General features: G+C 72.6%; 21 protein-coding genes. 9 read left to right on the top strand and 12 right to left on the bottom strand.

All coding sequences use genetic code 11. From position 1 onward, the window contains the following. Window positions 1–62: 62 nt before the first annotated feature. Window positions 63–689, top strand: coding sequence for a GntR family transcriptional regulator (locus ACIRR9_RS05165; protein ID WP_403747711.1), 627 nt, complete (start codon window positions 63–65; stop codon window positions 687–689). Here ACIRR9_RS05165 and ACIRR9_RS05160 read toward each other — a convergent pair. Next, window positions 686–1,033, bottom strand: a complete 348-nt coding sequence (locus tag ACIRR9_RS05160; protein WP_403747708.1) for a cupin domain-containing protein — start codon at window positions 1,031–1,033, stop codon at window positions 686–688. The two genes, ACIRR9_RS05165 and ACIRR9_RS05160, sit on opposite strands and share 4 nt — an antisense overlap. Next, on the bottom strand, window positions 1,030–1,821 hold the full coding sequence (locus tag ACIRR9_RS05155) for a carbon-nitrogen hydrolase family protein (protein ID WP_403747706.1): 792 nt from the start codon (window positions 1,819–1,821) through the stop codon (window positions 1,030–1,032). Before ACIRR9_RS05155 ends, ACIRR9_RS05160 begins: the two co-directional genes overlap by 4 nt. A gap of 167 nt (window positions 1,822–1,988) precedes the next feature. Between ACIRR9_RS05155 and ACIRR9_RS05150 the strand changes: the two genes are divergently transcribed. Beyond that, the gene (locus ACIRR9_RS05150; RefSeq protein ID WP_403747703.1) at window positions 1,989–2,675 is read left to right on the top strand and encodes a DUF2848 domain-containing protein; all 687 of its coding nucleotides are present in this window, start codon (window positions 1,989–1,991) and stop codon (window positions 2,673–2,675) included. Between the two features lie 43 nt (window positions 2,676–2,718). On the opposite strand, the gene ACIRR9_RS05145 is transcribed toward ACIRR9_RS05150, so the two are convergent. Continuing rightward, entirely contained in the window at window positions 2,719–3,081 is a 363-nt protein-coding gene (locus tag ACIRR9_RS05145) for a carboxymuconolactone decarboxylase (RefSeq protein ID WP_365337844.1), read from the bottom strand. 250 nt (window positions 3,082–3,331) lie between these two features. Between ACIRR9_RS05145 and ACIRR9_RS05140 the strand changes: the two genes are divergently transcribed. Further along, a complete protein-coding gene (locus ACIRR9_RS05140; protein ID WP_403747700.1) occupies window positions 3,332–4,519 on the top strand; it encodes a nitrous oxide reductase family maturation protein NosD in 1,188 nt (395 codons plus the stop codon). Between the two features lie 77 nt (window positions 4,520–4,596). On the opposite strand, the gene ACIRR9_RS05135 is transcribed toward ACIRR9_RS05140, so the two are convergent. Further along, the gene (locus ACIRR9_RS05135; RefSeq protein WP_403747697.1) at window positions 4,597–5,985 is read right to left on the bottom strand and encodes a hypothetical protein; all 1,389 of its coding nucleotides are present in this window, start codon (window positions 5,983–5,985) and stop codon (window positions 4,597–4,599) included. Between the two features lie 240 nt (window positions 5,986–6,225). Here ACIRR9_RS05135 and ACIRR9_RS05130 point away from each other — a divergent pair, with 240 nt between their 5' ends. Then, window positions 6,226–7,359: a hypothetical protein gene (locus tag ACIRR9_RS05130; protein WP_403747694.1), complete on the top strand. Its 1,134-nt coding sequence runs from the start codon at window positions 6,226–6,228 to the stop codon at window positions 7,357–7,359. Window positions 7,360–7,445: 86 nt separating this feature from the next. On the opposite strand, the gene ACIRR9_RS05125 is transcribed toward ACIRR9_RS05130, so the two are convergent. Beyond that, complete coding sequence (locus tag ACIRR9_RS05125; protein WP_403747692.1) at window positions 7,446–8,366, bottom strand: NADP-dependent oxidoreductase; 921 nt, start codon at window positions 8,364–8,366, stop codon at window positions 7,446–7,448. 313 nt (window positions 8,367–8,679) lie between these two features. Here ACIRR9_RS05125 and ACIRR9_RS05120 point away from each other — a divergent pair, with 313 nt between their 5' ends. The 3 genes from ACIRR9_RS05120 (at window position 8,680) to ACIRR9_RS05110 (ending at window position 16,327) form a co-directional block, all read left to right on the top strand. Further along, window positions 8,680–9,360: a hypothetical protein gene (locus ACIRR9_RS05120; protein ID WP_403747690.1), complete on the top strand. Its 681-nt coding sequence runs from the start codon at window positions 8,680–8,682 to the stop codon at window positions 9,358–9,360. 84 nt (window positions 9,361–9,444) lie between these two features. Next, window positions 9,445–11,457: a flotillin family protein gene (locus ACIRR9_RS05115; RefSeq protein ID WP_403747688.1), complete on the top strand. Its 2,013-nt coding sequence runs from the start codon at window positions 9,445–9,447 to the stop codon at window positions 11,455–11,457. Window positions 11,458–11,587: 130 nt separating this feature from the next. Further along, window positions 11,588–16,327, top strand: a complete 4,740-nt coding sequence (locus tag ACIRR9_RS05110; RefSeq protein ID WP_403747686.1) for a DNA repair ATPase — start codon at window positions 11,588–11,590, stop codon at window positions 16,325–16,327. Here the strand turns inward: ACIRR9_RS05110 and ACIRR9_RS05105 are convergent. The 4 genes from ACIRR9_RS05105 to ACIRR9_RS05090 form a co-directional block, all read right to left on the bottom strand. Then, window positions 16,309–17,355 carry a PucR family transcriptional regulator gene (locus ACIRR9_RS05105; RefSeq protein WP_403747685.1) on the bottom strand — a complete coding sequence of 349 codons (1,047 nt, stop codon included), beginning with the start codon at window positions 17,353–17,355 and terminating at the stop codon, window positions 16,309–16,311. The two genes, ACIRR9_RS05110 and ACIRR9_RS05105, sit on opposite strands and share 19 nt — an antisense overlap. Window positions 17,356–17,485: 130 nt before the next feature. Further along, window positions 17,486–17,671 (bottom strand): hypothetical protein, encoded by a 186-nt coding sequence (locus tag ACIRR9_RS05100; protein ID WP_403747683.1) that lies wholly within the window; start codon window positions 17,669–17,671, stop codon window positions 17,486–17,488. A gap of 33 nt (window positions 17,672–17,704) precedes the next feature. Next, a complete protein-coding gene (locus ACIRR9_RS05095) occupies window positions 17,705–20,368 on the bottom strand; it encodes a SpoIIE family protein phosphatase (protein ID WP_403747682.1) in 2,664 nt (887 codons plus the stop codon). A gap of 130 nt (window positions 20,369–20,498) precedes the next feature. Continuing rightward, window positions 20,499–21,122, bottom strand: coding sequence for a PadR family transcriptional regulator (locus ACIRR9_RS05090; protein WP_403747680.1), 624 nt, complete (start codon window positions 21,120–21,122; stop codon window positions 20,499–20,501). A 106-nt stretch (window positions 21,123–21,228) separates the two neighbouring features. On the opposite strand from ACIRR9_RS05090, the gene ACIRR9_RS05085 reads away from it, so the two are divergent. Both ACIRR9_RS05085 and ACIRR9_RS05080 read left to right on the top strand, forming a co-directional pair. Then, window positions 21,229–21,720, top strand: coding sequence for a hypothetical protein (locus ACIRR9_RS05085; protein WP_403747677.1), 492 nt, complete (start codon window positions 21,229–21,231; stop codon window positions 21,718–21,720). 34 nt (window positions 21,721–21,754) lie between these two features. After that, window positions 21,755–22,951 carry an FAD-dependent oxidoreductase gene (locus tag ACIRR9_RS05080; protein ID WP_403747675.1) on the top strand — a complete coding sequence of 399 codons (1,197 nt, stop codon included), beginning with the start codon at window positions 21,755–21,757 and terminating at the stop codon, window positions 22,949–22,951. 11 nt (window positions 22,952–22,962) lie between these two features. Here the strand turns inward: ACIRR9_RS05080 and ACIRR9_RS05075 are convergent, their stop codons facing one another. The 3 genes from ACIRR9_RS05075 to ACIRR9_RS05065 all read right to left on the bottom strand — a co-directional run bounded on the left by ACIRR9_RS05075 (window position 22,963) and on the right by ACIRR9_RS05065 (window position 24,983). Then, window positions 22,963–23,472, bottom strand: a complete 510-nt coding sequence (locus ACIRR9_RS05075; protein WP_403747672.1) for a molybdenum cofactor biosysynthesis protein — start codon at window positions 23,470–23,472, stop codon at window positions 22,963–22,965. A 62-nt stretch (window positions 23,473–23,534) separates the two neighbouring features. Beyond that, window positions 23,535–24,344 carry a DUF427 domain-containing protein gene (locus tag ACIRR9_RS05070; protein WP_403747670.1) on the bottom strand — a complete coding sequence of 270 codons (810 nt, stop codon included), beginning with the start codon at window positions 24,342–24,344 and terminating at the stop codon, window positions 23,535–23,537. 135 nt (window positions 24,345–24,479) lie between these two features. Beyond that, the gene (locus tag ACIRR9_RS05065) at window positions 24,480–24,983 is read right to left on the bottom strand and encodes a hypothetical protein (protein ID WP_403747667.1); all 504 of its coding nucleotides are present in this window, start codon (window positions 24,981–24,983) and stop codon (window positions 24,480–24,482) included. Window positions 24,984–24,989: the final 6 nt, after the last annotated feature.

Below are 24,989 nucleotides of genomic sequence, written 5' to 3'. Positions count from 1 at the left end.
AGCCCCCTGAAGGTGCGTGGTAGCGTCCGTATACAGGCTGTATGCGATACCTGGGGGTTACCGTGACGTCCGGTCGGGACAAGGCGTACGCGTACCTCAAGGACACCGTGCTGACGGATCCGGAGATGCAGGGCGCCTTCCTGTCGGAGCAGGAACTCGCGGACCGGATCGGCGTCTCCCGCACCCCCGTCCGGGAGGCACTGCTGCAGCTCGCGGCCGAGGATCTGGTGGAGCTGGTGCCCAAGCGGGGCGCCCGGGTCTCCCCCCTGACGGGACGGGAGATCCGCGAGCTCATGGAGCTGCGGGGCATCGTCGAGCGATACGCAGCCCAGCAGCTCGTCTCCGGGGGCACGGCGCCGGTGACGGAGCTGCGCTCCCTGCTGGCACAGCAGAGCGAGCTCACCGGCGCCGGCCAGGCCCGGGAGTTCATCGCCGTGGACCACCGCTTCCATGCGGCCCTGGTGTCCGCCGTGGGCAACGCCCTCCTGGACCGTCACTACGACGGCCTGCGCAGCCGCCAGGTCCGCGCCGGGGTGGTCGCCCTCTTCAACCGGCAGGGCCGCCAGGAAGCGGTGCTGGAGGAACACGAGGCCATCCTGGACGCCTTGGCGACCGGTGACGCAGAGGCCGCGTGTACCGCCATCGACCACCACCTGGAGTCGACGCTCAGGGTGCTGCTCGCGGGCTAGGGAGTGTCCGGGTAGGTGATCACCAGCATGGTGACGCCGCCCTGGGAGGTCCAGGGGCCGTGCGGCATGCCGGGCGGGCGGCAGGCGTACATGCCCGCGGTGAAGGTCCGGCCGAGGGTCAGGTCGTGCATCGCGCCCTCGACCAGGTAGACCTCCTCCCAGAAGTCGTGGCGTGTCACGCCGTCCGCCGAGGTGTCGGTGCCCGGCGCCCAGCGGACGAGCGCCGTACGGGATCCGCGCCCGGGGTCGTCGGCCAGGACGCGCTCCTCGACGCCCGGCCCGGCACCGGCCGGGGCCTGCCATGGTCCGTCGGGGAAGTGGAACTCCAGCTCGGGCTTGCTCATCGCCACACCTCCGGGCGCCTGTTCGCCAGTACGGAGGTGCGCCGCCGGACCGCGGCGACCTCGTCGATGTCCAGGTCGGCCACCAGCAGCTCGGGGCCGGCGCCCAGGGCGTGCCGGACGGTCCCGTCGGGTCCGACGACGAGACTGTGCCCGATGCCCGTCGGGACGGAGCTCGGTCCACTGCCGGGATCGGCCTGGTCCACGGCGGCGAGCCACACGGTGGCGTCCAGCGCGCGAGCCCGCACCAGCAGCTCCCACTGCTCGCGCTTGCCGGGCCCGGCACCCCAGGAGGCGGCCAGCAGCGTGGCGTCGGCTCCGGCGTCGGCGTGTGCCCGGAACAGCTCCGGGAACCGGACGTCGTAGCAGGTGGCCAGGCCCAGCCGGACGCCGTCCACGTCGATGACCGTCGGGGCCGACCCCGCGGCGACGGTGTCGGACTCGCGGTAGCCGAAGGCGTCGTAGAGGTGGATCTTGTCGTACGACGCCTCGACGCCGGGGCCGGTGGCGAGCAGGGTGTTGGCCACCCGGCCCCCGGGAGCCGGGGTGAACATCCCGGCCACCACGACCGTGCCGGTGGCGCGGGCGATGCGCCGCACTCCGTCGGCCCACGGACCGTCGAGGGGCTCGGCGAGCGGTGCCGGCGGGGTGCCGAAGCAGGCCATCGACGCCTCCGGGAAGACGACGACGCGGGCTCCGGCGTCCGCTGCGCGCCGGGTCCACTCCTCGACGAGCCGGAGGTTCCTGCCGGGGTCGGGGCCGGTGGTGAGCTGACTCAGGGCGATCCGCACAGAGCGGTCCTCCTTCGCACTTCGAACGTCCGGGGCCGGCGGTGGGGTCGGCGTCGCCCTTCGAGCCAGGGGACATCGACCTTCCGGCATACTTCTTGTATACAGGCAGTATGCGCAAGCCCCCGCGTGAGAGCTTCACCGCGGACCCGAGCTCTGGGAGTGCCCTCATGGCCGTGCTGACCTTCGAACTGCCCGACGGATCGACCCGCGAGGTCGACATCGTCCAGGTCCTCAACGCCGGGTACGCCGGGCGCAGCCAGGAGGATGTCGCCGCGCATGTCGCGGAGCTCGCCGAGCTGGGCGTGCCCGGCCCGTCCGTGACGCCCGCCCTCTACCCGGTCTCCCCCTACCTCGCCCAGCAGACCGACCGGGTCCACGCGCAGCACGGGCACACCTCCGGCGAGGCGGAGTGGGCGCTGGTCGTGGCCGACGACGGCGAGCTGCTGCTGACCGCCGCCAGCGACCACACGGACCGCGACCTCGAGGTGCACGGCGTGGCCTGGAGCAAGAACGCGGGCCCCGACGTGCTGGCCCGCCGCGCCTGGCGCCTGGCCGATGTGGAGTCCCGCCTCGACGACCTCGTCCTGCGCGCCTGGGTCACCCACGGCGACACGTCGACGGAGATCCAGCACGGCACCCTCGCCGAACTCCTCGCCCCCGCCTACTGGATCGGCGTCCTGCGCTCACGCGGCGCGCTCACGCCCGGCACCGTCCTCTTCTCCGGCACCCTCCCCATGGCCCCCGGCGTCGACCAGTTCGCCGACGGCTGGACCGTGGAACTGGCGGACCCCGCCACCGGCGACACGATCCGCCTCCACTACGACGTCCGGCCCCTGCCGGCGCCGATCGGCTGACGCGCGGCAGCCCGGCGCCGGGGCCCGATCGCGACAACGCCCTTCAGATACCGGTGCGGCTGTCCGCCTCGGCCCGCGCTATGGCCTCGGCCTCGCTGTCGGCCAGTTCGATGGCGACGCCGAAGGCCTGGGCGATGTGGCCGGCCGCGGACATGACCCGCGCCGTCCCCACGACGGGTGCGATCGCCACGAGGAGATCCTGCAGCTGCTCGACGGTGAACTGGGCCTTGATCGCGGGGTTGACGTGGGCCAGGTAGGAGACCGCTGGTGCGTCCATGGCCACGAGCGCGGCGATACGGCTGAGGATGAGCGTGCGCTCGTCCATGTGGCAATGCTCGATGGAGTCGATCGTCATCGCGGCGATCGTGTCGAGAACGGGGGTGTCGAACCCAGGTGCAGTGGCCATGACGAGACCGCCTTCCGGTTCCGGTGCTACAGGGAGTCGGACCGCCGTCCGCTTCACGCGGGGGTCCCCCCGTCCATGCCCGGCGGTGACCAGTCAAGCGTAGGCATGGTCAAGCGGTGCCGCGCGGCGAGGCGGACGTGCGACCAGACAGGCGACCCTCGTTTGAATCACATGACGCCCTGCCACATATCCCTATGAACGGATATCCATACTTTTGCCTGGTTCGCCCATGTGCTGAGCAAGGAGTTCCATGAGGGGCGCTTCGAAGAAGTCGGAAAAGCCGGGCGCGAGGGGCTTCCTCGCGGTTCTGTCGGTCCTGGCGGCGCTGGGCGCCCTGGTGGCGGTCGCACCCGCCGCCCACGCGGCGTCGACACTGGTCGTACCGCGTGACTACCGCACCATCCAGGCGGCGGTGGACGCGGCCGCCTCGGGCGACACGATCCTCGTCCAGCCGCGGACTTACACGGAGGAGGTCGTCGTCAGCGGCAAGGACCTCACACTCAAGGCCACCGGCAAAGGCTCGCCGGTCATCAAGGCTCCGGCGAAGTTGACCCCCTTCGCCCAGGACGTGCGCCACAGCGTGCCGGTGACGTCCGTCGTACGGATCGCCCATGGCGCCCACGTCCGCATGTCCGGCTTCACCGTGACCGGGCCGGTGCCGTGCGATCAACTGGTCAGCGGCGTCACCGCGCTCCAGTCCGCCGTTCTCGACCTGTCACGCACGCGCGTCGTCGACATGCTGCCCGCCCCGTCCTGTCCGGCCGACCAGGCGTTCGGCCGGGGTGTGACCGTCGGACTGCCGGACTACGTCCAGGTGGACGGCGCGGCCGGCAGCGCCGCTTCCGGACGGATCACCCATGTCACGGTCACCCGCTACCAGACCGACGGCATCAGTCTGAACGGCCCGAGCCAGGGCACGCCCTCCCGGGTGATCGCGGAGAACAACGTGGTCACCGGTGGTGCCCAGATCCCGGCCGCCCAGGTCGGCATCGTCGTCGGAAGCGCGGTGGCCACCGTGACCGACAACCGGGTCTCCCATGCCGTATGCACCCTCCCCGGGTGCGGCGGGGATCCGATCAGCGAGTTCCAGTCCCCCGGCATCGCCGCCATCGGCACCCCGCCGGGCACCGAGATCTCCCGCAACCAGGTCTCCGACACCGACATCGGCATCTACCAGATCTCCAGCCCCGACTGCTGCCGGATCAGCCACAACCGGCTGACCGGCAACCGGTTCTTCGGGATCGTCATCCAGGACGGCAACGGCACGACCGACCACAACGAGATCACCGGCGGCCGGGTGGGCATCGGCGTCGTCGCCGGCACGGTCGACACGACCGGCACCCTGCGCGGCGACCGGATCCGCAAGACGTCCGTCGCCCCCGTCCGCGAGATCCAGTGCTGCGGATTCAAGGCGACGGCCGTCGTCAAGCCCGACTGACGCAACATCGCCGCCCAGGCCCACCGGCGACTGCGGCGGGCCTGGGCCTGGCCCATGAACGGCCGGGGTTCGCGGAGTCAGTCCACGGTGAAGTCGTAGGAGTAAGAGGCCAGTTGGATGCCGGTACGGGTCGTCGCGTAGACCTGGACGCCGTGGGCGCCCGTCGAGTCCGGGGTCCAGTCGACGCTCGCGGTGCCGTCGGCTCCCGCGGCGACCGTGACCTCCGGTTCCGTGTCGAAGGTGTACGTGTAGCTCACGACGCCCTTCACCTTCGGGGTGAACGTGAAGGTGCCGGGGACGCCCGCACCGCCGCCGGAACCGTTCTCGGGGTAGACCTCGGAGGCGACGGTGGGAGTCGTGTCGTAGTCGATGTCCCAGAATGCCGCGTCACTGACCCAGCCGTTCGCGCTCCTGCTGGTCACGTCGAGATGCTCGCCGGTGATGCCGTCGATCGTGAGCTCTGTCGTCGCCGTGCCGTCAGCCGCCGCCGGGACGTCGAAGGTCTTGTCGCCGTTAGGACCGCCGAAGGTGTGCACGGAGTAACCGACGACCGGACTCCTCGACTGGAGCGCGGCGTCGGGCCGGAACGTGAACGCGGTCGTGTCGCCGAACTCGGGTGAGGGGTCGGCCGGGGTGATGGTGGGCGGCGTGGGGCTGACGTAGAACCGGTAGCTGGTGGTCTCCGACGGGTTGAGGGCCCGGTCGAGGCTGCGCACCCACAGGGTCACGGCGCCACCTTGCGGCGGAACCAGGTCGACCGTGGCCGAACCGCCGGTGGCGTCGGCGCGTACGAAGTGCCCCGGGTCCGCGTACGGGTCGCGGGGCTGCGGGATGCCGTGGTCGCCGATGTCCGCGAGAACGATGGACTCAAGGGGCTGTGTCCAGGAGTACTGGAACCCGGCGACGTCGTCGGCGCCGTTGGCGCTCAACGTGAACCTGACCGGGTCGCCGCCCTGGTTCCACTGGTTCGGCGGGTAGTTCGGCGAGGTGACGGTCGGCGCGCTCGCCGGGCGGGTGTCGTCGATCGTGACGTAACAGGGCACGGACCAGTCCGAGGCCGCGTCCCCGGCCACGGTCTGCGCCCGCCACGCGTAGGTCTGCCCGTCGGCGAGCATGTCGCCGGGCAGGATGCTCGTGGCCTCGAACCCGGGGGTGACGCGGTCACGGGTGACCGTCTCGGTGTGCGACGGGTCGGCGACCGGCCAGACCTGGTACCGGACGCCGAGCGGAGAGCTGTCGGTGGGGTCGGTGGTCCCGGGGACGCCCTCGACGACAACGTTGTTCCCGGCCCAGAGGTACGTGGGCCGGTCCGCGTCGGTCGAGCAGTTCCGGTAGCCGTTGAACAGCTGGGTGGGTGTGGTGGGCGTCCCGCCGACCGCGCTCGCGGGCGACACGGCGGCGGCCAGCGACAGGCCGAGGGTTCCCAGCAGTGCGAGGACGGCACGCGGGCGCGCGCCGAAGGACATGGTCAAGTGATCCCTCCCGTTTGGATGCCCGCACCCGGTGCCCGAATACGCACTGGTGTGCGGGCGGCGAAGGGATCGTATGAGGCGCCGTGACAACATGCTTGAGAATTAGGGGGAGTTGAACAGGCGGCCGCTTCTTACCTCGCGCCGAGAACCCGCCCCGCCTTCCTTCCATCTCTAGAAGGGGTGCATGACGTGCGGGGGACCCAGCGAGGCGACAAGAACCGGAAGTGAGAAAGCGTGTCGGCCATCAGCCAGCGGGTACACCTGGTGCTGCTCACCGCCTGGACCGTCCTCTGGTTCGCCGTGGTCCAGCCGCACGGGGGGTTCTCCTGGCACTATCTGCGTTTCGGCGGGCAGTTGCTCTACGCGGGCTCGGGCAGGGCGGACGGCGGCCTGAATCTGTACGCCCACCACCCCCAGCTCCAGATGGGGCCCGTCAGCTTCCTGGCGGCGGGGCTGTTCAACCCTTTTCCCGAGCCCGTCGGACAGTTCCTGGCCGCCGCTCTGATGTCGCTGCTGGGGCTGCTGATCCTGGTGGTGGTCGGACGCAGCGCCGCCTGGCATCTCCTGGGCACGGGCACCAATCACCAGCGGCTGCGGCAGCGGGTGTTGATCGCGGGCCTGGCCTTCATCCCGATGTGGATCGAGGTCGCCGTCCGTTTCGGCCACCTTGACGACGTACTGGCACTCTTCTTCACGGCCCTCGCCGTACGCGCCCTCACCCTCGGCAACCCCGCCGCCACGGGCATCTTCCTGGCCCTCGCGATGGACTCCAAACCGACCGCGCTGGCCTTCCTGCCGCTGCTGCTCGCACTGCCGAGGGGACAGTGGCTGCGCGCGGGGCTGTGGTGCACGGCTCTGATCGCGCTCGCCTGGCTGCCGTTCCTCCTCAGTGACCCGCAGTCGTTGACCGCGGCCCGGTTCACCATCCCCAACCAGCCCGCGTCGGCGCTGCACTGGCTCGGCGTGGACGATCCGCGAACCCCTCCCTGGGACCGGCCCGCACAGGCCGCGATGGGGCTGACGCTGGGCTGCCTCGCGGTCTGGCGAGGCCGCTGGCCCGCCGTCGTCCTGCTCGGCGCCAACGCCCGGATCGCCCTGGACCCCAGCGTCTACACCTACTACACCGCCTCCGTCCTGCTGGGCACACTGCTGTGGGATGCGATCGGACAGCGGGCCCTGGTGCCCTGGTGGAGCTGGATCGGCCTGACCACCCTGTACGGCGCGGTCTTCGTCGTTCCCGGTGACGCGGCCCGCGGGCTGATCCGCCTGGGCTTCGTCATCGTCTCCACCGCATATGTGCTGTTCTGGCCGGTACGGGACCGGCGTCGGCGGGCCAACCGCGCACCCGCCCCGGCGATCGTGAACTGACTGCCCCGGCAGGCCGCGGTCGGTGTCACGGTGGCGACGGCCGGAAGCGCTCCGGCGATCCGCGTTCCGGTCGTGGCGGGGCTCCTTCAGTCCTCCGTGACGCGGATGATCGTCTTGCCCGGGGTTCGCGGGCCGGGGCCGAACGCCGCGGGGGCTTCGGCGAGCGGCCGTACGGCACCGACGGCCGGCTTGAGCCGGCCGTCCCGCAGCCGGGCGGCCAGGTCGGCGAGGCGGGCACGGTCGGATTCGACGACGAAGAAGACCGCGCGCCCGTCCTTGGGCCGGACCCTGGGCGGCATGGCGATGGTGACGAGGGTGCCACCGGTCCGGACCAGCGCCGCCGAGCGGTCGAGGATGTCGCCACCGATCACGTCGAGGACGACGTCGGCCTCGCCGGCGTCCTCCAGCTTCTCGGTCTGCAGGTCCAGGAAGGTGTCGACGCCCAGGGCGAGTACCCGCTCCCGGTCGGCGGTCCGGCCGGTGCCGATCACCCGGGCGCCGGCCTCACGGGCGAGTTGCACGGCGATCGAGCCGACGCCCCCCGCGGCCCCGTGGACGAGGACGGTCTGGCCGGTGGCCAGCCGGCCGTGGTCGAAGAGGCCCTGCCAGGCGGTCAGGCCGGAGATCGGCAGAGCTGCGGCCGTGGTGTGGTCGATGTCCGCGGGCAGCGGTGCGAGGTTGCGGGCCTCCACCGCGGTGTACTCGGCGAGCGATCCGTCACGGGTCCAGTCGGCCAGGCCGAACACCCGCTGACCGACGCTCAGGCCGGTGGTGCCGTACCCCAGCTCCACCACGACACCCGACAGTTCGTGGCCGGGCACGCTCGGCGTCCGATCGCGGCCGGCGCGGTCGGTCCAGGTGCCCGGCCAGTCCAGTTCGCCCGGGGTGAAGCCCGCGGCGTGCACCCGCACGATGACGTCGTTCTCGGCCGCGTGGGGGTAGGGCAGGTCCGTCAGGGACAGCCCTGCCGGACCGGCGTCACGGTCTCGAACAGTGATGGCTTTCATAGGTGTCCGTTCCTTACGAGGGCGGACGACCGGAGCGGACTGCCCGTCCGGCCCCGGGCCCGTCGCCCATGCGGATCGCAGCCTCCGCCGGCTCGCGCAGCCAGCCTAGCCATCCGGACCCGGGGCCCGGTGTTCCCGCGCCTGCCGCGCCGGGACCTGCGGAGATCCGGCGGTGTGTGAGCTGATCCGGGACATGAAGGGGGCGCCGAGACTTCCGGGATCACGCAGTGCGTGACCGTTGGCGCGATGTCACCCTTGCGCATGCGGCACACGGAGCGTGGCCGTCGGGGGATCGCGGAGGCGGGCGAGCGCAGTGGGGGACTTTCTGGGGGCGGTCACGGCGTATCCGACCGTGGTCTTCACCTTCGCCCTGGTCGTGGTGGCGGCCTACTGGCTGCTGGTGCTCCTGGGAGGCGCACATTTCCCCGGGGCACGCGCGGGACATCACGGCCATGGAGCCGGCGCAGGACATCACGGACACGTGCATGGGCACGGCCACGGGCACGGCGGGGGACGCCATGGCCACGGGGGGTTGCAGCGAGTGCTGGGCCTCGGCGGGGTGCCGATCACCGTGGCGGTGTCGCTCGTGGTCGCCTTCGCCTGGTTCAGCGCGCTGACCGGCCGGGTGCTGCTCGGCAGTGGGGATCACGGGGCCCTGCTGCCGGCCGCCCTGGTCGGCGGGTGGGCGGGCGCACGCCTGCTGGCGTGGCCGCTGCGACGGCTGACGCCCGCCCCCGTCCCGCCTCCGTCCCGCCGCGACTTCGTCGGCCTCGGCTGTGTGATCCGCACCGGACGCGTCGGCCCCGACTTCGGGCAGGCCGAGGTGCACGCCGTCGACGGGTCCGCCGCGACCGTGCAGGTCCGGCAGAGCCTCGACGACGCGGCCGGACCGGACGGCGCGGCACTGCGCGCCGGGTCGTCGGCGCTCATCTACGACTACGACGCCGAGGGCGAGTTCTTCTGGGTCATGCCCGCCCCGCCGGCCACCGGCTGACGCAACCGGCCCCGTCGTTCGTTCGTTTCACGCACTCATCCACTCATCCACTCATCCGCGGCAAGGCCGTCCAAGGGATCCGCCATGTCTGTCGTCACCATCGGAATCGGTGTGCTCGTCGCCGTCCTGCTGCTCATCGGCCTGGGCACGCTGCTGCTCTTCGGCCGGCTGTTCCGCAAGGTGGTCCAGGGCGAGGCCCTGATCGTCTCCCGGCCCAAGAGCGTCGACGTCACCTTCACCGGGGCCCTGGTCCTGCCCATGCTGCACCGCGCGGAGGTCATGGACATCTCGGTGAAGACCATCGAGATCATGCGCACCGGCCGCGAGGGCATGATCTGCAAGGACAACATCCGCGCCGACATCCAGATCACGTTCTTCGTCCGGGTCAACAAGACGGTCGAGGACGTCATCAAGGTGGCCCAGGCCATCGGGACCGAGCGGGCCAGCCACCAGGAGACCCTGCAGAACCTGTTCAGCGCGAAGTTCGCCGAGGCGCTGCGGACGGTCGGCAAGCAGCTCGACTTCGCCGACCTCTACACCAAGCGCGAGGAGTTCAGGGACCGGATCGTCGCGGCCATCGGCACCGATCTGAACGGCTACCACCTGGAGGACGCGGCGATCGACCACCTGGAGCAGACCCCGCTGGAGCAGCTCGACTCCTCCAACATCCTGGACGCCCAGGGCATCCGGAAGATCACCGAGCTCACCGCGCTGGAGCACATCCGCACCAACGACTTCCAGCGCAACGAGGAGATGGAGATCACCCGCCAGAACGTGGACGCGCGCGAGGCCGTCCTGGAACTGGAACGGCGGCGCGCGGAGGCGGAGATCCGGCAGCGCAAGGGCATCGAGACCCTGCGGGCCCAGGAGGAGGCGGCCACCGCGCAGGTCCAGGAGGAGGAGCGGCTCAAGGCGCACAGCGCGCTGCTGCGGACCGAGGAACTCCTCGGCGTCCAGCGGGAGAACCAGCAGCGGGAGATCGCGGTCGCCGAGAAGAACCGGGAGCGGGTCCTCGCGGTGGAGGGCGAGCGCATCGAGAAGGACCGGCTGCTGGAGGTCGTCAACCGGGAGCGGGAGGTGGAGCTCGCCCGGGCGGAGAAGGAGAAGCAGGTCGAGGTCGAGCGCCGGGGCGTGGCCGACGTGGTGCGCGAGCGGGTCGCGGTGGAGCGCACGGTCGCGGAGCAGGAGGAGGAGATCAAGCGGGTCCGGGTCGTCCAGGAGGCAGAGCGCACCCGGCAGACGGTCATCATCGCCGCCGAGGCGGAGGCGCAGGAACTGCTCGTCAAGGACATCAAGGCGGCCGAGGCCGCCGAGCAGGCCGCGCATCTGCGGGCCAAGGAGCAGCTGGTGCTGGCCGAGGCCGGGCAGAAGAGCGCGGAGCTGGAGGCCGCCGCCAAGGTACGCCGGGCGGAGGGCGAGCGCGCCATGGCCGGAGCGGCCGGTCTGGCCCAGGCCGAGGTGGCGGAGCGCCAGGCCATGGCCGAGGCGGCCGGTGTACGGGCCCGGCTGGAGGGCGAGGCGGCCGGCCTGAAGGAGAAGGCGGCCGCCATCGAGAAGGTCGGGCTGGCCGAGGCCGCCGTGGCCGAGAGCAAGGCGAACGCGGAGGCGGCGGGCATCCGGGAACGGCTGCTGGGCGAGGCCGCCGGTCTGAAGGAGAAGGCCGCGGCGATGGCCGCGCTGGACGAGGTGTCCCGGGCGCACGAGGAGTTCCGGCTGCGGCTGGCCGCCGACAAGGAGGTCCGGATGGCCGCGCTGGAGGTCCAGCGCACGGTGGCCGAGGCCCAGGCGGCGGTGCTGGCCGCCGGACTGGAGAGCGCGGACATCGACATCGTGGGCGGCGACAGCGTGTTCCTGGAGCGGCTGGTCGGCGCGGTGTCCTTCGGCAAGTCGATCGACGGCGCGGTACAGGGCTCGGAGACGGTACAGGCCCTCGGCGCGGAGTGGCTCAGCGGCGAGAAGAGCTTCAGCACCGACGCGACGGAGGTACTGCGGGGCTTCGCAGCGGGCGGCCCGTGGAACCTGGCCCTGCTGCTGAAGCTGCTGGGCGACCAGCAGACCGGAGACCCCGTTCAGCTCGCCAACGGCACGACGAAATAACGCGACCACAACAGCGCCCCGCAAGGGGCGCTGGGGGTGCCCCCGGCCGAAGGCTGGGGGAGGAACTGCGCGACCAGCCACGACGACGCCGCAGACAACCGACGGCGGCAGGGGGGAACGGCAAAAAACCATGGGCGTCGAGGACGGCACCTACCAGATCCTGCGGGCAAGGCTCGCCGACCGCGCTGCAGAGCTCGGCCGGCGTGCGGCCGAGCTGAACTCCCGTCGGCAGCAAGCCTTCGGCTCACGCCCCCTGGAGCTGGTCGGCTCGGCCCGCCCCCGCACCGCCGGGGAAGGCACCGCCCGCGGCATCGTCGCCGTACGGCCCGACGTCCTCCTCCTGGGGACCTCCGCGCCCGGCCTCGACGCGGGGCTGCTGTCGCTGCACGCCCCGGACGGCTCGGCGCTGGGCCCGGAGCGGGTGCCCGGCCTGCTCGACGACGAGCGTTTCCGCCGCGACCTGGCCGAACTGCTGCGCTACTACCGCGACGCCCGCCTCGCCGACCTGGTGCACACGGCGTCGGGGCGGTTGCTCGCGGTGTTCCGCACCGGTGAGAACGACGGTGATCTCCGGGTCCTGAGCTGGGAGTTGAGGGCGGACCGGGTCGAGTACCTGGGCAACCACGGGGAACGCGACCTGCCGCAGCCGTCCGCCTCCGAGCTGCCGTGGCGGACGACCGGCCGCGAGGACCACACCGACGGGCGGATCCTGATCGAGGGCGGCGAGGGCGCGGTCTCGGTCGCCACCACCGGCGGCAGCCTCACCGTCCACGCCGTGCCCGGCGACCGGCCGCTGTTCCGGGAGCCGGTCGACGAGCCGCTGCAGAGCCTGGCGGACGCCACGGTCGGCTACGCGGTGACCGGGCCCCTGCTGCTCCTGCGGATCCGCCCCTACAACGAACCGGCCGACCGCTACCTGGTCGTCAACACCCGTACCGGGTCGGTGCGCCGCCAGGACTCGCTCGGCCGCGGCGCCCGGCTGCTCCCCGCCGAGCAGGGCCTGATCTTCCCCGGCGGCTACGAGCTGGCGGACGGCAGCCACCGGACCTTCCGCATCGACGGCGGCACCGACGGCGACAGCGGTACGACGGCCGGCGCGGGAGCCGATACCGCCGCGGACGGCGGCCTGTACTTCGACGCCGTCCTCCCCGCCCCCAACGGCGAGGACCTCCTCTACGTCCTGCGCCGCCCCGGCCGCGCCCAGGTCCTGCTGCTGCCCTGGAACACCGTCCGCCGGGAGGCCGCGAGCGCCCTGCACGCCGCCGCGCACACCCTCCTCCCCGACGGCACCCTCGTCCTGCTCAGAGCGGACCGCGAGCCGGTGCGCACCCATGAACTCCAGCTGTGGCAGACCCCCTTCCAGTCCGCCGAGTACGCCGCCGCCCAGGCGGTCGGCGACGGCCCGCTGGAGCGGATCGGCAACGCCGACCTGGTGCACGGCATCGCCGAATGCCTCGATGTGGTCCGTACGGCGACGGCCGCCGCGCCGGAGAACCCGGCCGCGGCCGCCCCGGAGCTGATCCTCGACGTCTGTGCCAAGGCGGCGGACCGCCACTACTGGCTCGCCGACACCGGCCTGCTCGAACCGCTGACCGAACTGCGGGAGGCAGCCGCGCAGTTGGCGGCCGAGCAGACCAGGATCCGGCAGCTCGCCGCCCGTGCGGCGCGGGAGCTGGACCGGGCGCGCGAGGAGGCCGCCGGGCTGATCCGCCGTTCCCACGGCGAACCGCCCGCCGACGCGGACGGCTGGACCGCGCTGCTCGCCGAACTCCGCCGGGCCCAGGGCCGTACCCGCACCCTGCGCGAACTTCCCCAGCTCGACCCGGCCGCGCTGGACCGCGTCGAGGCGGACCTGGCCGACGAGCTCACGACCGCGACCGAGCGGGCCTTCGCGTTCTTCGCCGGTCCCGACGCCTTCGCCGCCCCCCTGGCCGCCGCCCTGCGCACCGCCGAGGACGCCGCCTCGGTCGCCACCGCCGCCGAGGCCGAGCGGCTCACCGACGGTCTCACCGAGCAGGCGGACGCGCTGGCCACCGTCACCGACCTGGTCACCGGCGCGGTCACCGCCGATCCGGGCGCTACGACGGCCGTACTGCTGGCCATCGGCGAGGTGCTGGCGGCCGTCAACCGGGCCCGCGCGGTCCTCGCGAACCGCCGCCGGGTCCTGCTGGACGCCGAGCACCGCGCCGCCCACGCCGCCGAGTCGGCCCTGCTCGCCCAGGCGACGACCGCCGCCCTGGCCGCCGCCGGCTCCCCTGCCGCCTGCGACGACCAACTCGCCCGGCTGTTGCTGCGGTTGGACGCGCTGGAGGCCCGATTCGCCGAGGCCGAGGACCTCGCCGCCGACCTGGCGCTGCGCCGTGAGGAGATCCGGCAGGCGTTCGCCGCCCGGCGCCAGACCCTGCTGGACGAGGCCGCCGCCCGCGCCGACCGGGTGGCCGCCTCCGCGCTGCGGGCCCTGGAGGCATTGCGCCGCAGGCTCGCCGGGCTCGCGTCGGCGGCCGACATCCACGCCGCGCAGGCCGCCGACCCGATGGCGTCGCGGGTCCGTGCCGCCGCCGGGGAACTGCGCGAGCTCGACGACCAGGTGCGCGCCCAGGAGCTGGAGGACGGCCTGCTCGACGCCGTCCGCACCGCCCTGCGCGAGCTGCGCGACCGGGCCGATCTGACCGAGGACGGCGGGGCCGCCGTGCGGCTGGGACGGCACCGGTTCGCCGTCCGCCGGGAGCCGGTGGAACTCACCCTGCAGCCGGACGGCGACGGGCTGGCGTTCGCCGTCACCGGCACCGGCTACCGCCGGCCCGCCCACCTCCCCGAGCTGCTGACCGGACGCGAGTTCTGGACACAGCCTCTGGTCAGCGAGTCACCGGCGCTCTACCGCGCCGAGTACCTGGCCGCCGCGCTGCTGCCCACGGCCACCGACGGCGAGCCGCTGCTCGACCAGGTCCGGCGCGCGGCCGAGAGCGCCTACGACGAGGGCTACGAGCGCGGCGTCCACGACCACGACGCCACCGTCGTCCTCGGCGCGCTGCTCCGGCTGCGGGCCGGTGCCGGGCTGCTGGAGCACCCCGCCGAGGTGCGCGCCACCGCCCAGCTGTTCTGGGCCCATGCCGCGACCGACGACCGACGGGCCGCCTGGCAGCGCCGCGCCCGCTCCCTGGCGCTGGCCCGCGCCCACTTCGGACCCGACGGCGCCGCACCGGCGACGGCCTGGTCCGAGCTGGCGGCCGAACTCTCGGACGCGGTGGCCGCGTTCACCGCCTTGACCGGGCTGCCGCCCGCCGCACGGGCCGGCGACTACCTGGTGGCCGAACTCGCCGATCCGCACGAGGGTTTCGCCACCGGTCCCGCCGTACGCACCCTCCTCGACGGCTTCCGCCACACGGACGCCGCTCCCGCCCTCGCGGCGGACCTGGCCGCGCTCGGCACCGACCTGCCCGCGCGCCGCCAACTAGCAGCCGCCTGGCTGGGGTCGTACGCGGCCGTCCACTCGGAGGGTGAAGGCGTGCCGGAGGCCGTGGCCCACCTGTGCGCACCCGATCTGCCGCGCTACGAGATCGCCGGTGCCGTCCAGGAGACCGTCGACGGACTGCTCGGCGTCCACCCCCGCGTCCACGACGGCCGGTTGACCGTACGCCTCGACGAACTCCCGCACCGCGCACAGGAGTTCCGACAGGAGCGGGCCCCCGCGTTCCGGGCCTTCCAGCGGCGGCGCGCGGACGTCCTGGCCGCCGAGCGGGCCCGGCTGCGGCTGGACGACCACCGTCCCCGCCCGCTCGCCGGCTTCGTCCGCAACCAGCTCATCGACCGGGTCTACCTCCCCCTCGTCGGCGACAACCTGGCCAGGCAGCTGGGCACCCTGGACCCCACGGGCCCGGCCGACCGCAGCGGACTGCTGCTGCTCCTGTCCCCGCCCGGCTACGGCAAGACGACCCTGCTGGAGTACGTCGCCGACCGGCTCGGCCTGCTCATGGTCCGCGTCGACGGCCCCGCGCTCGGCACCGGCACCACCTCGCTGGACCCCGACCGCGCCCCCGACGCGGCCGCCCGGCGCGAGGTCGAGAAGATCGTGTTCGCCCTGGAGGCGGGCAGCAACGTCCTGCTGTACCTGGACGACATCCAGCACGTCAGTCCCGAACTGCTGCAGAAGTTCATCCCGTTGTGCGACGCGCAGCGCCGGATCGAGGCCGTCGCCGACGGTGTCGCCCGCAGCTTCGACCTGCGCGGTCGCCGCTTCGCCGTCTGCCTCGCGGGAAACCCGTACACCGCGAACGGGCACCGCTTCCAGATCCCCGACATGCTCGCCAACCGTGCCGACGTCTGGAACCTCGGCGAGGTGCTCAGCGGCCACGACGACCTGTTCGCGCTCTCCTTCCTGGAGAACGCCCTCGCCGCCAACCCGGTCCTGGCCCCGCTCGCCGGAGCCGACCCGGCCGACCTGCGCCTGCTGGTCGCCCTCGCCGACGGCGACCCGACCGCCCAGGCCGACCAACTCGCCCATCCTGTCCTGGACTTGGACCGCGTGCTGGCCACGCTCACCCGGCTGCGCAGCGTCCAGCGGACCGTCCTCGCCGTCAACCGCGCCTACATCGCCTCCGCCGCCCAGGAGGACGCCGGCCGCCAGGAACCGCCGTTCCTGCTCCAGGGCTCGTACCGCACCATGGCGCAGCTCGCCGCGCGGATCGACCCCGTCCAGAGCGAGGCCGAGGTCGAGACCCTGCTCGACGACCACTACCTCGCCGAGGCGCGGACCCTCGGCAGCGCCGCGGAGGCCAACCTGCTCGCACTCGCCCGGCTCCGCGGCCGGTCCACCCCCGAACAGACCGCCCGTTGGCACGCGTTGTGCGCCGCCTACCCGTCCGCCGGCTGATCCTGGCCCGGCCATCCCAGCAGCCGTGCGCCGAACACCGCCGTCTCCAGGGTGTAGCGCTGCAACGCGTCGTCCGGATCCAGGCCGGTCAGCCGTACGACGTGGGCGATGCGGTACGCCAACGCGCGCACGCTCACCCCGAGCCGCCGCGCCGCCTCCGCCGCGACGTAGCGCGAATCGGCGTAGGCGATCAGCGTCTCAAGGAGCGGCCGGGCCCCGCCGCGTGCCGTCCGCAACGGGCCCAGCACCCCGCGTACCAGATCCTCCAGGGCCTCCCGGTCCCGCAGCAGCACCGGCAGGACCAGCAGATCGGCCGCGTACAACAGCGGTTCGCGCAGCTCCAGTTGGGCCGCGTGATCCAACGCCGACCGGGCCTCCTCGTAGGAGTGCACCACCCCGCCGGGGCCGCTGTGCGGACGGCCCACCACGACCCGCCGGCCCTGGGTCAGTTCCGCGAACGCCTTGACCGCCGTGGCCTCGCCCGGACCCGACGGCACGATGCACACCAGCCGCCCGTGCTTCACCGCCAGCAGGATCTCCTGCTCGCCGAACCGGCCGAGCAGCCGCCGCTCCAGCGCCCGTACCAGCGGATCCTCCAGGTCGTAGCCGTCGCCCTCGGCGACCGCGACGACATGCGCGCACGCCAGGTTGAGCCCGAACCGCTCGGCGTGCTCGGCCAGCCGGCCCAGGTCGCTGCGGCTGCTCAGCAGGTCCGCCACGAACTCCCGCCGCCCGGCCTCCTCCCGGCGCAACCGCTCCCGGTAGGCCCGCCCGTGCCCGTCGGCGAGCGCGGCCATCGCCGCCCGCAGTGCCGTCATCGACGCGGCGTCGACCGGCTGCCCCTCCCAGACCCTGCCGGTCACGGCCAGCCGCTCGTCGACCAGTTCGGCGAGCCCCCGCCCCTGCTCGGCGGCCCGGTCGCCGTACTCGCGCAGCGAATCCAGCTCGGCACGCCGCAGCCGCCGCCCGCTCCTCGCCACGTCCTCCAGCAGCCGCGCCCAGGCATCGTCGTCGGACGCTGCAGACATACCCGTGGCCGCTTTGGCAGTAGCCAACTCCCGTTTCCTCCCCCGCACACCGCACCTGCGACCCGCCAGCGTACGACGAGCCGCGCGCACCCGACATGGGAGGTCGCGTTTCAGCTGCGGCGAGACCCGGTCAGCGGCCGCCGGCCTCGGCGCGCGCGTAGAACGCGGCGAGGTCGTCGGGGTTCTTCGTGTAGACGTCGATCCTCCGCACCGTGCCGCCCTCGACCCGGTGGATCTCGACCATGGTCAGCGGGAACTCCTCACCGGTGGTGTGGGCCGTGAGCGTTCCGACGACGCCGGCCGGGCCCTCGAACACCTGGACATCGGTGAGGGCGACGGCTGCGGCGGGTCAAGGTGGTGAGGCGAGCCGTTGCTCGGTCCAGATGACCTTTCCGTCGGATGTGTAGCGGGTCCCCCAACGGTCGGCGAACTGGGCCACCAGGAAGAGGCCGCGGCCGCCCTCCTCCATGGTGGTGGCCCGGCGCAGGTGCGGCGAGACACTGCTGCCGTCGGAGACCTCGCAGATGAGGCTGCGGTCGTGGATCAGGCGCACCCCGATGGGGCCGGTCGCGTGCCGGATGGCGTTGGTGACCAGCTCGCTGAGGATCAGCTCCAGGGTGAACGCCTCCTCTTCCAGGCCCCAGTCCCGCAGCAGATCGGCGGCGGCGGCCCGGACTCCGGCGACCGCCGCGGGGTCGGACGGCACGTCCCAGGACGCGGTGTGCTTGTCGTCGAGCAGCCGGGTACGGGCCACGACCAGGGCCACGTCGTCGCGCGGCGGCCCGGGCAGCAGGGTGTCCATCGCCGCCTGGCACATCTGGTCCGGTGTGCGCCCGGCCGGCTCGACGGCACGGCGCAGGCGTTCGATGCGCTCGTCGATGTCGTGGTGCCGGTCCTCGACCAGACCGTCGGTGTAGAGCACGATGCTGCTGCCTTCGGGCAGGATCACCTCGGTCTTCTCGTACGGCAGCCCGCCCAGCCCCAGCGGTGGGCCGACCGGTACTCCGGGCAGACTGGCGTGGCCGTCCGGGAGCACGAGGATGGGTTCCAGATGGCCCGCCCTGGCCATCGTGCACCGCCGCGAGACCGGGTCGTAGATCGCGTACAGGCAGGTGGCGCCCGTGAGCGTCGGTGTTCCGCCGTCTCCGTCCCGGTCCTGGTCGATGCGGGTGACCAGCTCGTCCAGGTGCCAGAGAAGTTCGTCGGGCGGCAGGTCGAGCGTGGAGAGGTTGTGGACGGCGGTACGCAGCTGGCCCATGGTGGCGGCCGCGTGCAGCCCGTGTCCCACGACGTCGCCCACCACGACGGCGACCCGCGCCCCGGGCAGGGGGATGACGTCGAACCAGTCGCCGCCGACGCCGCCGAGCCCCGCCTCGGCCGGAACGTAGCGGTGCGCCACGTCGACCGCGTTCTGCTCCGGCAGGAGGTGCGGCAGAAGGCTGCGCTGCAGCGTGACCGCCATGGTGTGCTCCCGCGTGAAGCGGCGCGCGTTGTCGATGCTCACCGCCGCACGGGCGACCAGCTCCTCCGCGAGCGAGAGGTCTTCATGGGTGAAGGAGGTCGGCTCCTTCGAACGCCAGAAGGTCGCCACGCCGAGGATCGCGCCGCGGGCCCGCAGCGGAGCGGTGATCATGGAGTGGACGCCGTGTGCCACCAGTCTGCGAGCGCGGTCCGGGTCCTGTGCCTGCCAGCCGGAGAACGCCGCCAGGTCGGCCTCCAGCACCATCCGCCCGGAACCGAAACTCGCCGCCTGCGGGGTCGCGGGGTCGAAGCGGATGAGCGCTCCGGCCGGGTAGAACGGCACACCCGGGCGGATGCCGCGCAGGGCGACCCGGCGCAGCTCCGCGGCGCTCAGGGGGTCGGGTTCCTCGCCTCGCAGCACGGCGTCGGCCAGGTCGACGGTGACGTAGTCGGCGAACCTGGGCACGGCGAACTCCGCCAGCTCTTCGGCGGTGCGGGTCACGTCGAGCGTGGTGCCGATGCCTATTCCGGCGTCGTACAGCAGCTTGAGCCGTTCCTGGACCAGCTCCACCCGGCCCATCAGCGCACTGAGTTCGGTCGTGTCCCGCAGCGTGGCGACCCAGCCTCCCGGTCCCGGCCGCAGCGTGGGGCGCTGGCTGATGGCCAGCAGCCGGTCGCCGACCTCGATCACCTCGTCCGTGGTCGCCCGGCCCGACAGGAGGAGCTGTTCGGCCTCCGGGGCGAGTCCCAGGTCCGTGACGGGCCGGCCCTCCATGTCGGCGCCGAGCCCCAGCAGACGCCTCGCCTCGTCGTTGGCCAGGAGCAGCCGGCCCCGCGGATCGACGATGAGGACGCCTTCGCGTACCGAGTGCAGAACGGCGTCGTGGTGTTCGTACATGCGGGTCATCTGGATCGGTCCGAGACCGTGTGTCTGACGGCTCAGACGCCTCCCGATCAAGGCGCTTCCCCCGGTGGCCGCCGTGAGCACCGCTCCGGCGGCCGTCAGGACGAGCGGCATCTCCCGTCCGGCCGCCGTACTCACCTGGCTGATGACGATACCCGCGGACACCAGCCCGACGATCTTCCCCTGGGAGTCGGTCACGGGGACCACGGTCCGGACGGAGGGACCCAGCGTTCCGACGGTCGTCTCGGTGACGATGCCGCCGTGCTGGGCCGCCGCGATGTTGCCGATGTAGTGCTGCCCTATCTGGGCGGGGGTCGGATGGGTGTAGCGGATGCCCGTGGGGCTCATCACGACGACGAAGTCCACGCCGGAGCGTTTGCGGGTCTCCTCGGCCTGCTGCTGGAGCACGGCACTCGGATGAGCCTCCGTCAGGGCCCGCTGCACCGTGGGGTCCGAGGCGACGGAGGCCGCCACGGCGAGTGAGCGCTTCTGCGCCTCGCGCTCGGCGTCGTTCCGCGACTGCAGCAGGAGGGCGGCGACCGCCGCCGCCACGAGAACCAGGACGACCACGACCTGCAGAACGAACATCTGACCGGCAACGCTGCGTATCCCACGCCGGGACCACACCCGCAGGAGCAGTTGGTGCATACGGCTCATATAACACCAAAGGGGTGTGACGACATCACCCCTCGGGCGGCACACCTTCACTCCAGGGGCGCACCGCGCGTTCGTGCCTGCACGGTCAGTGACGAGAATCCCGCGGATCCCGGGACGGCGCTCAGGTCGCGTCCTGCCGTCCCGTGCTCTGGGCCAGAGCGGTCAGCTCCTCGACGGTCCAGCCGAGCCGGCCGCTGCGCAGATCGTCCGTGACGCCGCGGAGCCAGTTCAGTTCCGCCGCGGTGACCGCACGCAGATACTCCTCTTCGAGCGTGATCACCCGGGGCAGGCCGTAGACCTCCGCCTGCTCCGCCAGGGACTTGTCGTGCGCCTCAAGGGTCCGCGCGACGGTCGCGGCGCGCTGTTCCAGCACAGCGAGGGCCTCCTCCGGGGCGAGCATGAGGACGAACGACAGCGCGGCGGGGAACTGCGGGAACTCCTGCTTCGGCGCGGCCAGCATCTCGTCGAGCCAGACGCGCAGGGTCGAGCGCCCCTCGTCGGTGAGCTCGTACACCGTCCGCTCGGGGTACTGCTGGTCGCGGCCGGTCTCCCGGACCACGACCAGGCCCGTCGCGAGCAGCCGGTCGATCGTGCGGTAGAGGCTCGCGCGCTGGCCGACGTTGACGACCCGGTCCTTCCCCCACTGCTTGATCAGTCTCTGGATTCCGTACGGGTGCAGCGGCTGGAAGTGCAGCAGGGCCAGCACGGTCAGGGCCAGTGGGGAGCTGCGGGACGGGGTGCTCATGTCCGCATACTACCCACAGCGAAACTAGTTGACATGAGACTAGTTGCACTGCAACTATCGAGTCATCGGAAAGCGCATCGCCCGCGAGCGGACGGAGACCGCAGAAATGACCGTCACCACCACCGAGAAGACCGTCACCACCCAGCGCATCCACGCCGACCACGCCGTGACCAAGCGGCTGGGCGACTGGACCCGCGCCGGACACATCCAGGTGCGCGCCCGCCGGGGCCTGGCCGTGCTCGACCTGCGCTCCCCCGACCTGCCCGACGACATCGAACTGCCCCTGGAACTCCAGCGCGCCACGGTCAAGCTGCTGGTGCCGGACGACGCCGTCGTCGAGCACTGGGACCTGCGCTGGACCGCCCGCGGCAAGGTCAAGGACGCTCAGGTCCGGACCGCCGGGGAACCGGCCCCCGCCGGCGCCCGCCGGATCCGCCTGACCGGTGCCGCCTCCGACAGCGAGGTCCGCGTGCAGCGCGGCGGCGTCGCGGTCCTCAGCGCCATGTGCTCCCGCGCCTACCTGGAGGACCTGCGGCTCGCCCACCGGACGGGCACCCACCCGACGGTCGACGACCCGGCACGCGGGCACGGCCACTGACCATCCGGCCCGGACACGGGAGAGAGGCGGACCCATGAGTGCGATCAAGACGGCGGCCGTCGTCGGAGGCGGCACAGCCGGACCGGTGACGGCCCTCGCCCTGCGCAGGGCGGGCATCGAGGCCACGGTCTACGAGGCCTACGAGAACACGGCGGACGGCCGCGGCGGCATGCTGATGGTCGCCCCGAACGGGCTCAGCGCCCTCGAAGTCGTCGGTGTGGACCCGGGGTTGGCCGGTCAGCCGATCCACCGCATGGCCATGACCGACGGACGAGGCCGGCGCATGGGCGAGTTCGGCGGCCTGACGGGCCTGCCGCCCAGCCAGGTGATGTGGCGCGCCGACCTGTACGGGGCGGTGCGCGAGCGGGCCGCCGCGGCGGGCGTGCGGACCGTGTACGGCAAGCGGCTGGCCGAGGTCGAGGAGACCCCGGCCGGCGTCACCGCCGAGTTCGCCGACGGGACCCGGGTGACCGCGGACGTGCTGGTCGGGGCCGACGGCATCCGGTCGACGGTCCGCCGGCTGATCGACCCGGCGGCGCCCGGCCCCCGGTACACCGGCCTGCTCGGTTTCGGCGCCTTCTCGAAGGCGGAGGTCCCCCGGGCACGGCCGGACACCATGTACTTCGCCTTCGGCGAGCACGGGTTCCTCGGCTACTGGCCCGTGCCCGGCCAGGGCACCGCCTGGTTCGGCAACCTGCCGTACGACGAACCGCTCAGCGCGGAGCAGGCGCGTGCGACACCGTCGGCCGCGTGGATGCGGATCCTGCGGGAGAAGTTCGCCGGGGACGTGCCCGGCCGCGATCTGCTGCAGGGCACCGATGACGACGACCTCCTCACCTTCGGAGGGCTGGAGATCCTGCCCTCGGTGCCGACGTGGCACCGGGGACGGATGGTCCTGGTCGGCGACGCGGCCCACGCGCCGTCCTCCAGCTCCGGGCAGGGCGCGTCCCTCGCCGCGGAGAGCGCGGTGCAGCTGGCGCGGTGCCTGCGGGACATCCCTGACCCGGCCACGGCGTTCGCGACATACGAGCGGCTGAGGCGGGGCAGGGTGGAGAAGGTCGCGGCCCAGGCCGCGAAGACCAACAGCCAGAAGTCGATGGGGCCGGTCGCGACGAAGATGATGGCCCTGCTGATGCCGCTGGCGACGCGGACGTTCCTGACGCCGGAGAAGATGTTCGGCTGGACGCACCGGTACCGGATCGACTGGGACGCGCCCGTGGTGCCCGGCTGACGCCACGGCCGTCAGGACGGGCGCGGCTCCCGCTCCACGACCGCGAACTCGGCCTTTCCCACGGTGAGTACTCCGTCCGTCAGCGGCGTGCAGCGTACGCCGCCCTTGCCCCGCAGAGCCCGCTGCGCGCCCGGACCGATGACGGCGTCCATCCATGCGCAGGGCCGGGCGGGACGCCGTACGGCCAGCAGGACGGGGCCCGCGCCGGTGTCCAGCGACACGGTCGAGCCCACGTGCGCGTCGATGTCGACGCCACGGAGCAGGATGTTCCTGCGGGTGAGCGTGAGATCGGTCCGCGGGTCGATGTCCAGCGGCAGGTTCTCGGCCGACATGATCGTGACGGCGGCGTCGCGGTGTGCCGGGCGCGCGTAGTAACGGTCGCCCACGATGCCCAGGTTCCGCCGCACCTCGACGCTCCGGACCAGCTCCTCCCCGACCGCGGCCGAGGGTCCCTCGGACGGCCGCCCCAGGTACCGGTGCACAGGCGACACCAGCAGCTGGACGACCTCCACCACGTACATGCCGTCCACCCTATTGCGTGGGCGTACGGCCCTGATTCCGTGGGCGTGCGACGGCGAGCGGCTCAGGAATCCGCCCGCTGTCCCTTGTCCCACTGCGCCCTCGACAGGGCGGTGGGCCGCGGGAGCAGGACACCGTCCACGTACAGGTCGACGTGCTCGTTGTAGAAGGCGACCATCCCCGCGACGGCGGCGCACGACACCGTGGGGAAGTCGTACGCCCAGGCCAGATCCTCACGGACGACCGGCCCGCGCGCGAACGACCAGTACTCGCTGGTCCTGCCCTTGTACGGGCATGTCGTCACCGTGTCCGAGCGTCGCAGCAGGGTCCAGTCGACATGGGTGCGTTCCACGTAGTAGCGGGTCGGCAGGCCGGTCTCGAAGAGCTTCACCGAGGACGGCGCGTCCGCCAGGACCGCGCCGTCCACCTCGACGCGCACCCGGCTGGACGAGCGCAGCGCGTCCACCCGGGTGTACGGGCTCCGCGGGTGGACGAAGACCTGTTCCTCCTCCTCGTACCACGCGTCGAGCGCGTCCCACCGGAAACGGGCGGTGCCGATGAGTTCCGCCGGGGCTCCCTCGTCCCAGACCCACGCCGCACCCTCACGGACCTCGGAGCCGACCCGCAGCGAGTGCCGCCGCGCGGGGCCGGGGCCCAGCCGGCCGACGCGGCCGTCGTCGGTCAGGACGCCCTCGGCCAGATCCCGCAGCGGAATGCTGTACTGCGGGTAGCCGGGCCACTCCCACACGTACCGCGCGCGCCGGGTGTCGAACACCCACCGGCCGCCGACCTGCGCACGGATCCGCCGCGGCACCGGCTCGACATGCCCGACCGGGACGATCAGCCCGGGATGGTCCACACCCTCGTCCGCCATTCGCGATCACCTCGGTCTGCTGGATCGGCGCGCCACAACACCGTAGGGGCGCGGCCCGAAAAGCAGCACGCGGCTCGGCGGCTGCCCTCGGCACATCACCTGTGCCGAGGGCAGTTCACCGGCAGGGGCGACGGGTCACGCGGCGTCGCACGGTTCGACCGGGCCTTTGATGAACGACGGCTTGAAGTAGTGGGCGTACTGCACGGCGGGCCCCTTCCGAATGGGACCGGGCAGGTGCTCTTCGACCAGAAACGCGTCAGCGTGTGTCATGACGTACTTGTAGCCCCCCTTGCCGTCGCCGGACCTCTGCTGGTTGAGAAGCTTCCCCCGATCGAGCCGGCAGTGCCTGCCCGGGGGGATCTTGTCGATGACCGCCGTGAAGCCGGCCGCCCGGATCCTGTCCGCCAGTTGCCGGAACTGCTGAGGGCCACCCGACCAGTCGAGGTCGCGGAGGGAGACGGTCAGGGTGCCGTCCGGGTTCTTCTCCACCGCATAGGCGGGGGTCTGCGTCCCGTTGGGCACCGCCACCGTCACGCCTGCCGCGATCGCCGCCGCCGCCAGCCCCCACACGAACCGCTTCTGCACACGGCGCCTGCGCCCACCGGTGCGTTCCTCTTCCATCGTCCGCCAACTGCGCATCAGGTG

Source organism: Streptomyces sp. NPDC101234 (genome assembly GCF_044767525.1).
GTDB classification, from domain to species: Bacteria; Actinomycetota; Actinomycetes; order Streptomycetales; family Streptomycetaceae; genus Streptomyces; species Streptomyces sasae.
This window is presented reverse-complemented; position numbering and strand designations above follow the sequence as displayed.

Coding starts and splice junctions, on each gene's coding strand:
- ACIRR9_RS05105 (WP_403747685.1), bottom strand. CDS start 17,355: ATGTCTGCAGCGTCCGACGACGATGCCTGGGCGCGGCTGCTGGAGGAC.
- ACIRR9_RS05110 (WP_403747686.1), top strand. CDS start 11,588: ATGGGCGTCGAGGACGGCACCTACCAGATCCTGCGGGCAAGGCTCGCC.
- ACIRR9_RS05150 (WP_403747703.1), top strand. CDS start 1,989: ATGGCCGTGCTGACCTTCGAACTGCCCGACGGATCGACCCGCGAGGTC.
- ACIRR9_RS05070 (WP_403747670.1), bottom strand. CDS start 24,344: ATGGCGGACGAGGGTGTGGACCATCCCGGGCTGATCGTCCCGGTCGGG.
- ACIRR9_RS05115 (WP_403747688.1), top strand. CDS start 9,445: ATGTCTGTCGTCACCATCGGAATCGGTGTGCTCGTCGCCGTCCTGCTG.
- ACIRR9_RS05145 (WP_365337844.1), bottom strand. CDS start 3,081: ATGGCCACTGCACCTGGGTTCGACACCCCCGTTCTCGACACGATCGCC.
- ACIRR9_RS05080 (WP_403747675.1), top strand. CDS start 21,755: ATGAGTGCGATCAAGACGGCGGCCGTCGTCGGAGGCGGCACAGCCGGA.
- ACIRR9_RS05095 (WP_403747682.1), bottom strand. CDS start 20,368: ATGCACCAACTGCTCCTGCGGGTGTGGTCCCGGCGTGGGATACGCAGC.
- ACIRR9_RS05085 (WP_403747677.1), top strand. CDS start 21,229: ATGACCGTCACCACCACCGAGAAGACCGTCACCACCCAGCGCATCCAC.
- ACIRR9_RS05075 (WP_403747672.1), bottom strand. CDS start 23,472: ATGTACGTGGTGGAGGTCGTCCAGCTGCTGGTGTCGCCTGTGCACCGG.
- ACIRR9_RS05160 (WP_403747708.1), bottom strand. CDS start 1,033: ATGAGCAAGCCCGAGCTGGAGTTCCACTTCCCCGACGGACCATGGCAG.
- ACIRR9_RS05065 (WP_403747667.1), bottom strand. CDS start 24,983: ATGCGCAGTTGGCGGACGATGGAAGAGGAACGCACCGGTGGGCGCAGG.
- ACIRR9_RS05140 (WP_403747700.1), top strand. CDS start 3,332: ATGAGGGGCGCTTCGAAGAAGTCGGAAAAGCCGGGCGCGAGGGGCTTC.
- ACIRR9_RS05090 (WP_403747680.1), bottom strand. CDS start 21,122: ATGAGCACCCCGTCCCGCAGCTCCCCACTGGCCCTGACCGTGCTGGCC.
- ACIRR9_RS05125 (WP_403747692.1), bottom strand. CDS start 8,366: ATGAAAGCCATCACTGTTCGAGACCGTGACGCCGGTCCGGCAGGGCTG.
- ACIRR9_RS05135 (WP_403747697.1), bottom strand. CDS start 5,985: ATGTCCTTCGGCGCGCGCCCGCGTGCCGTCCTCGCACTGCTGGGAACC.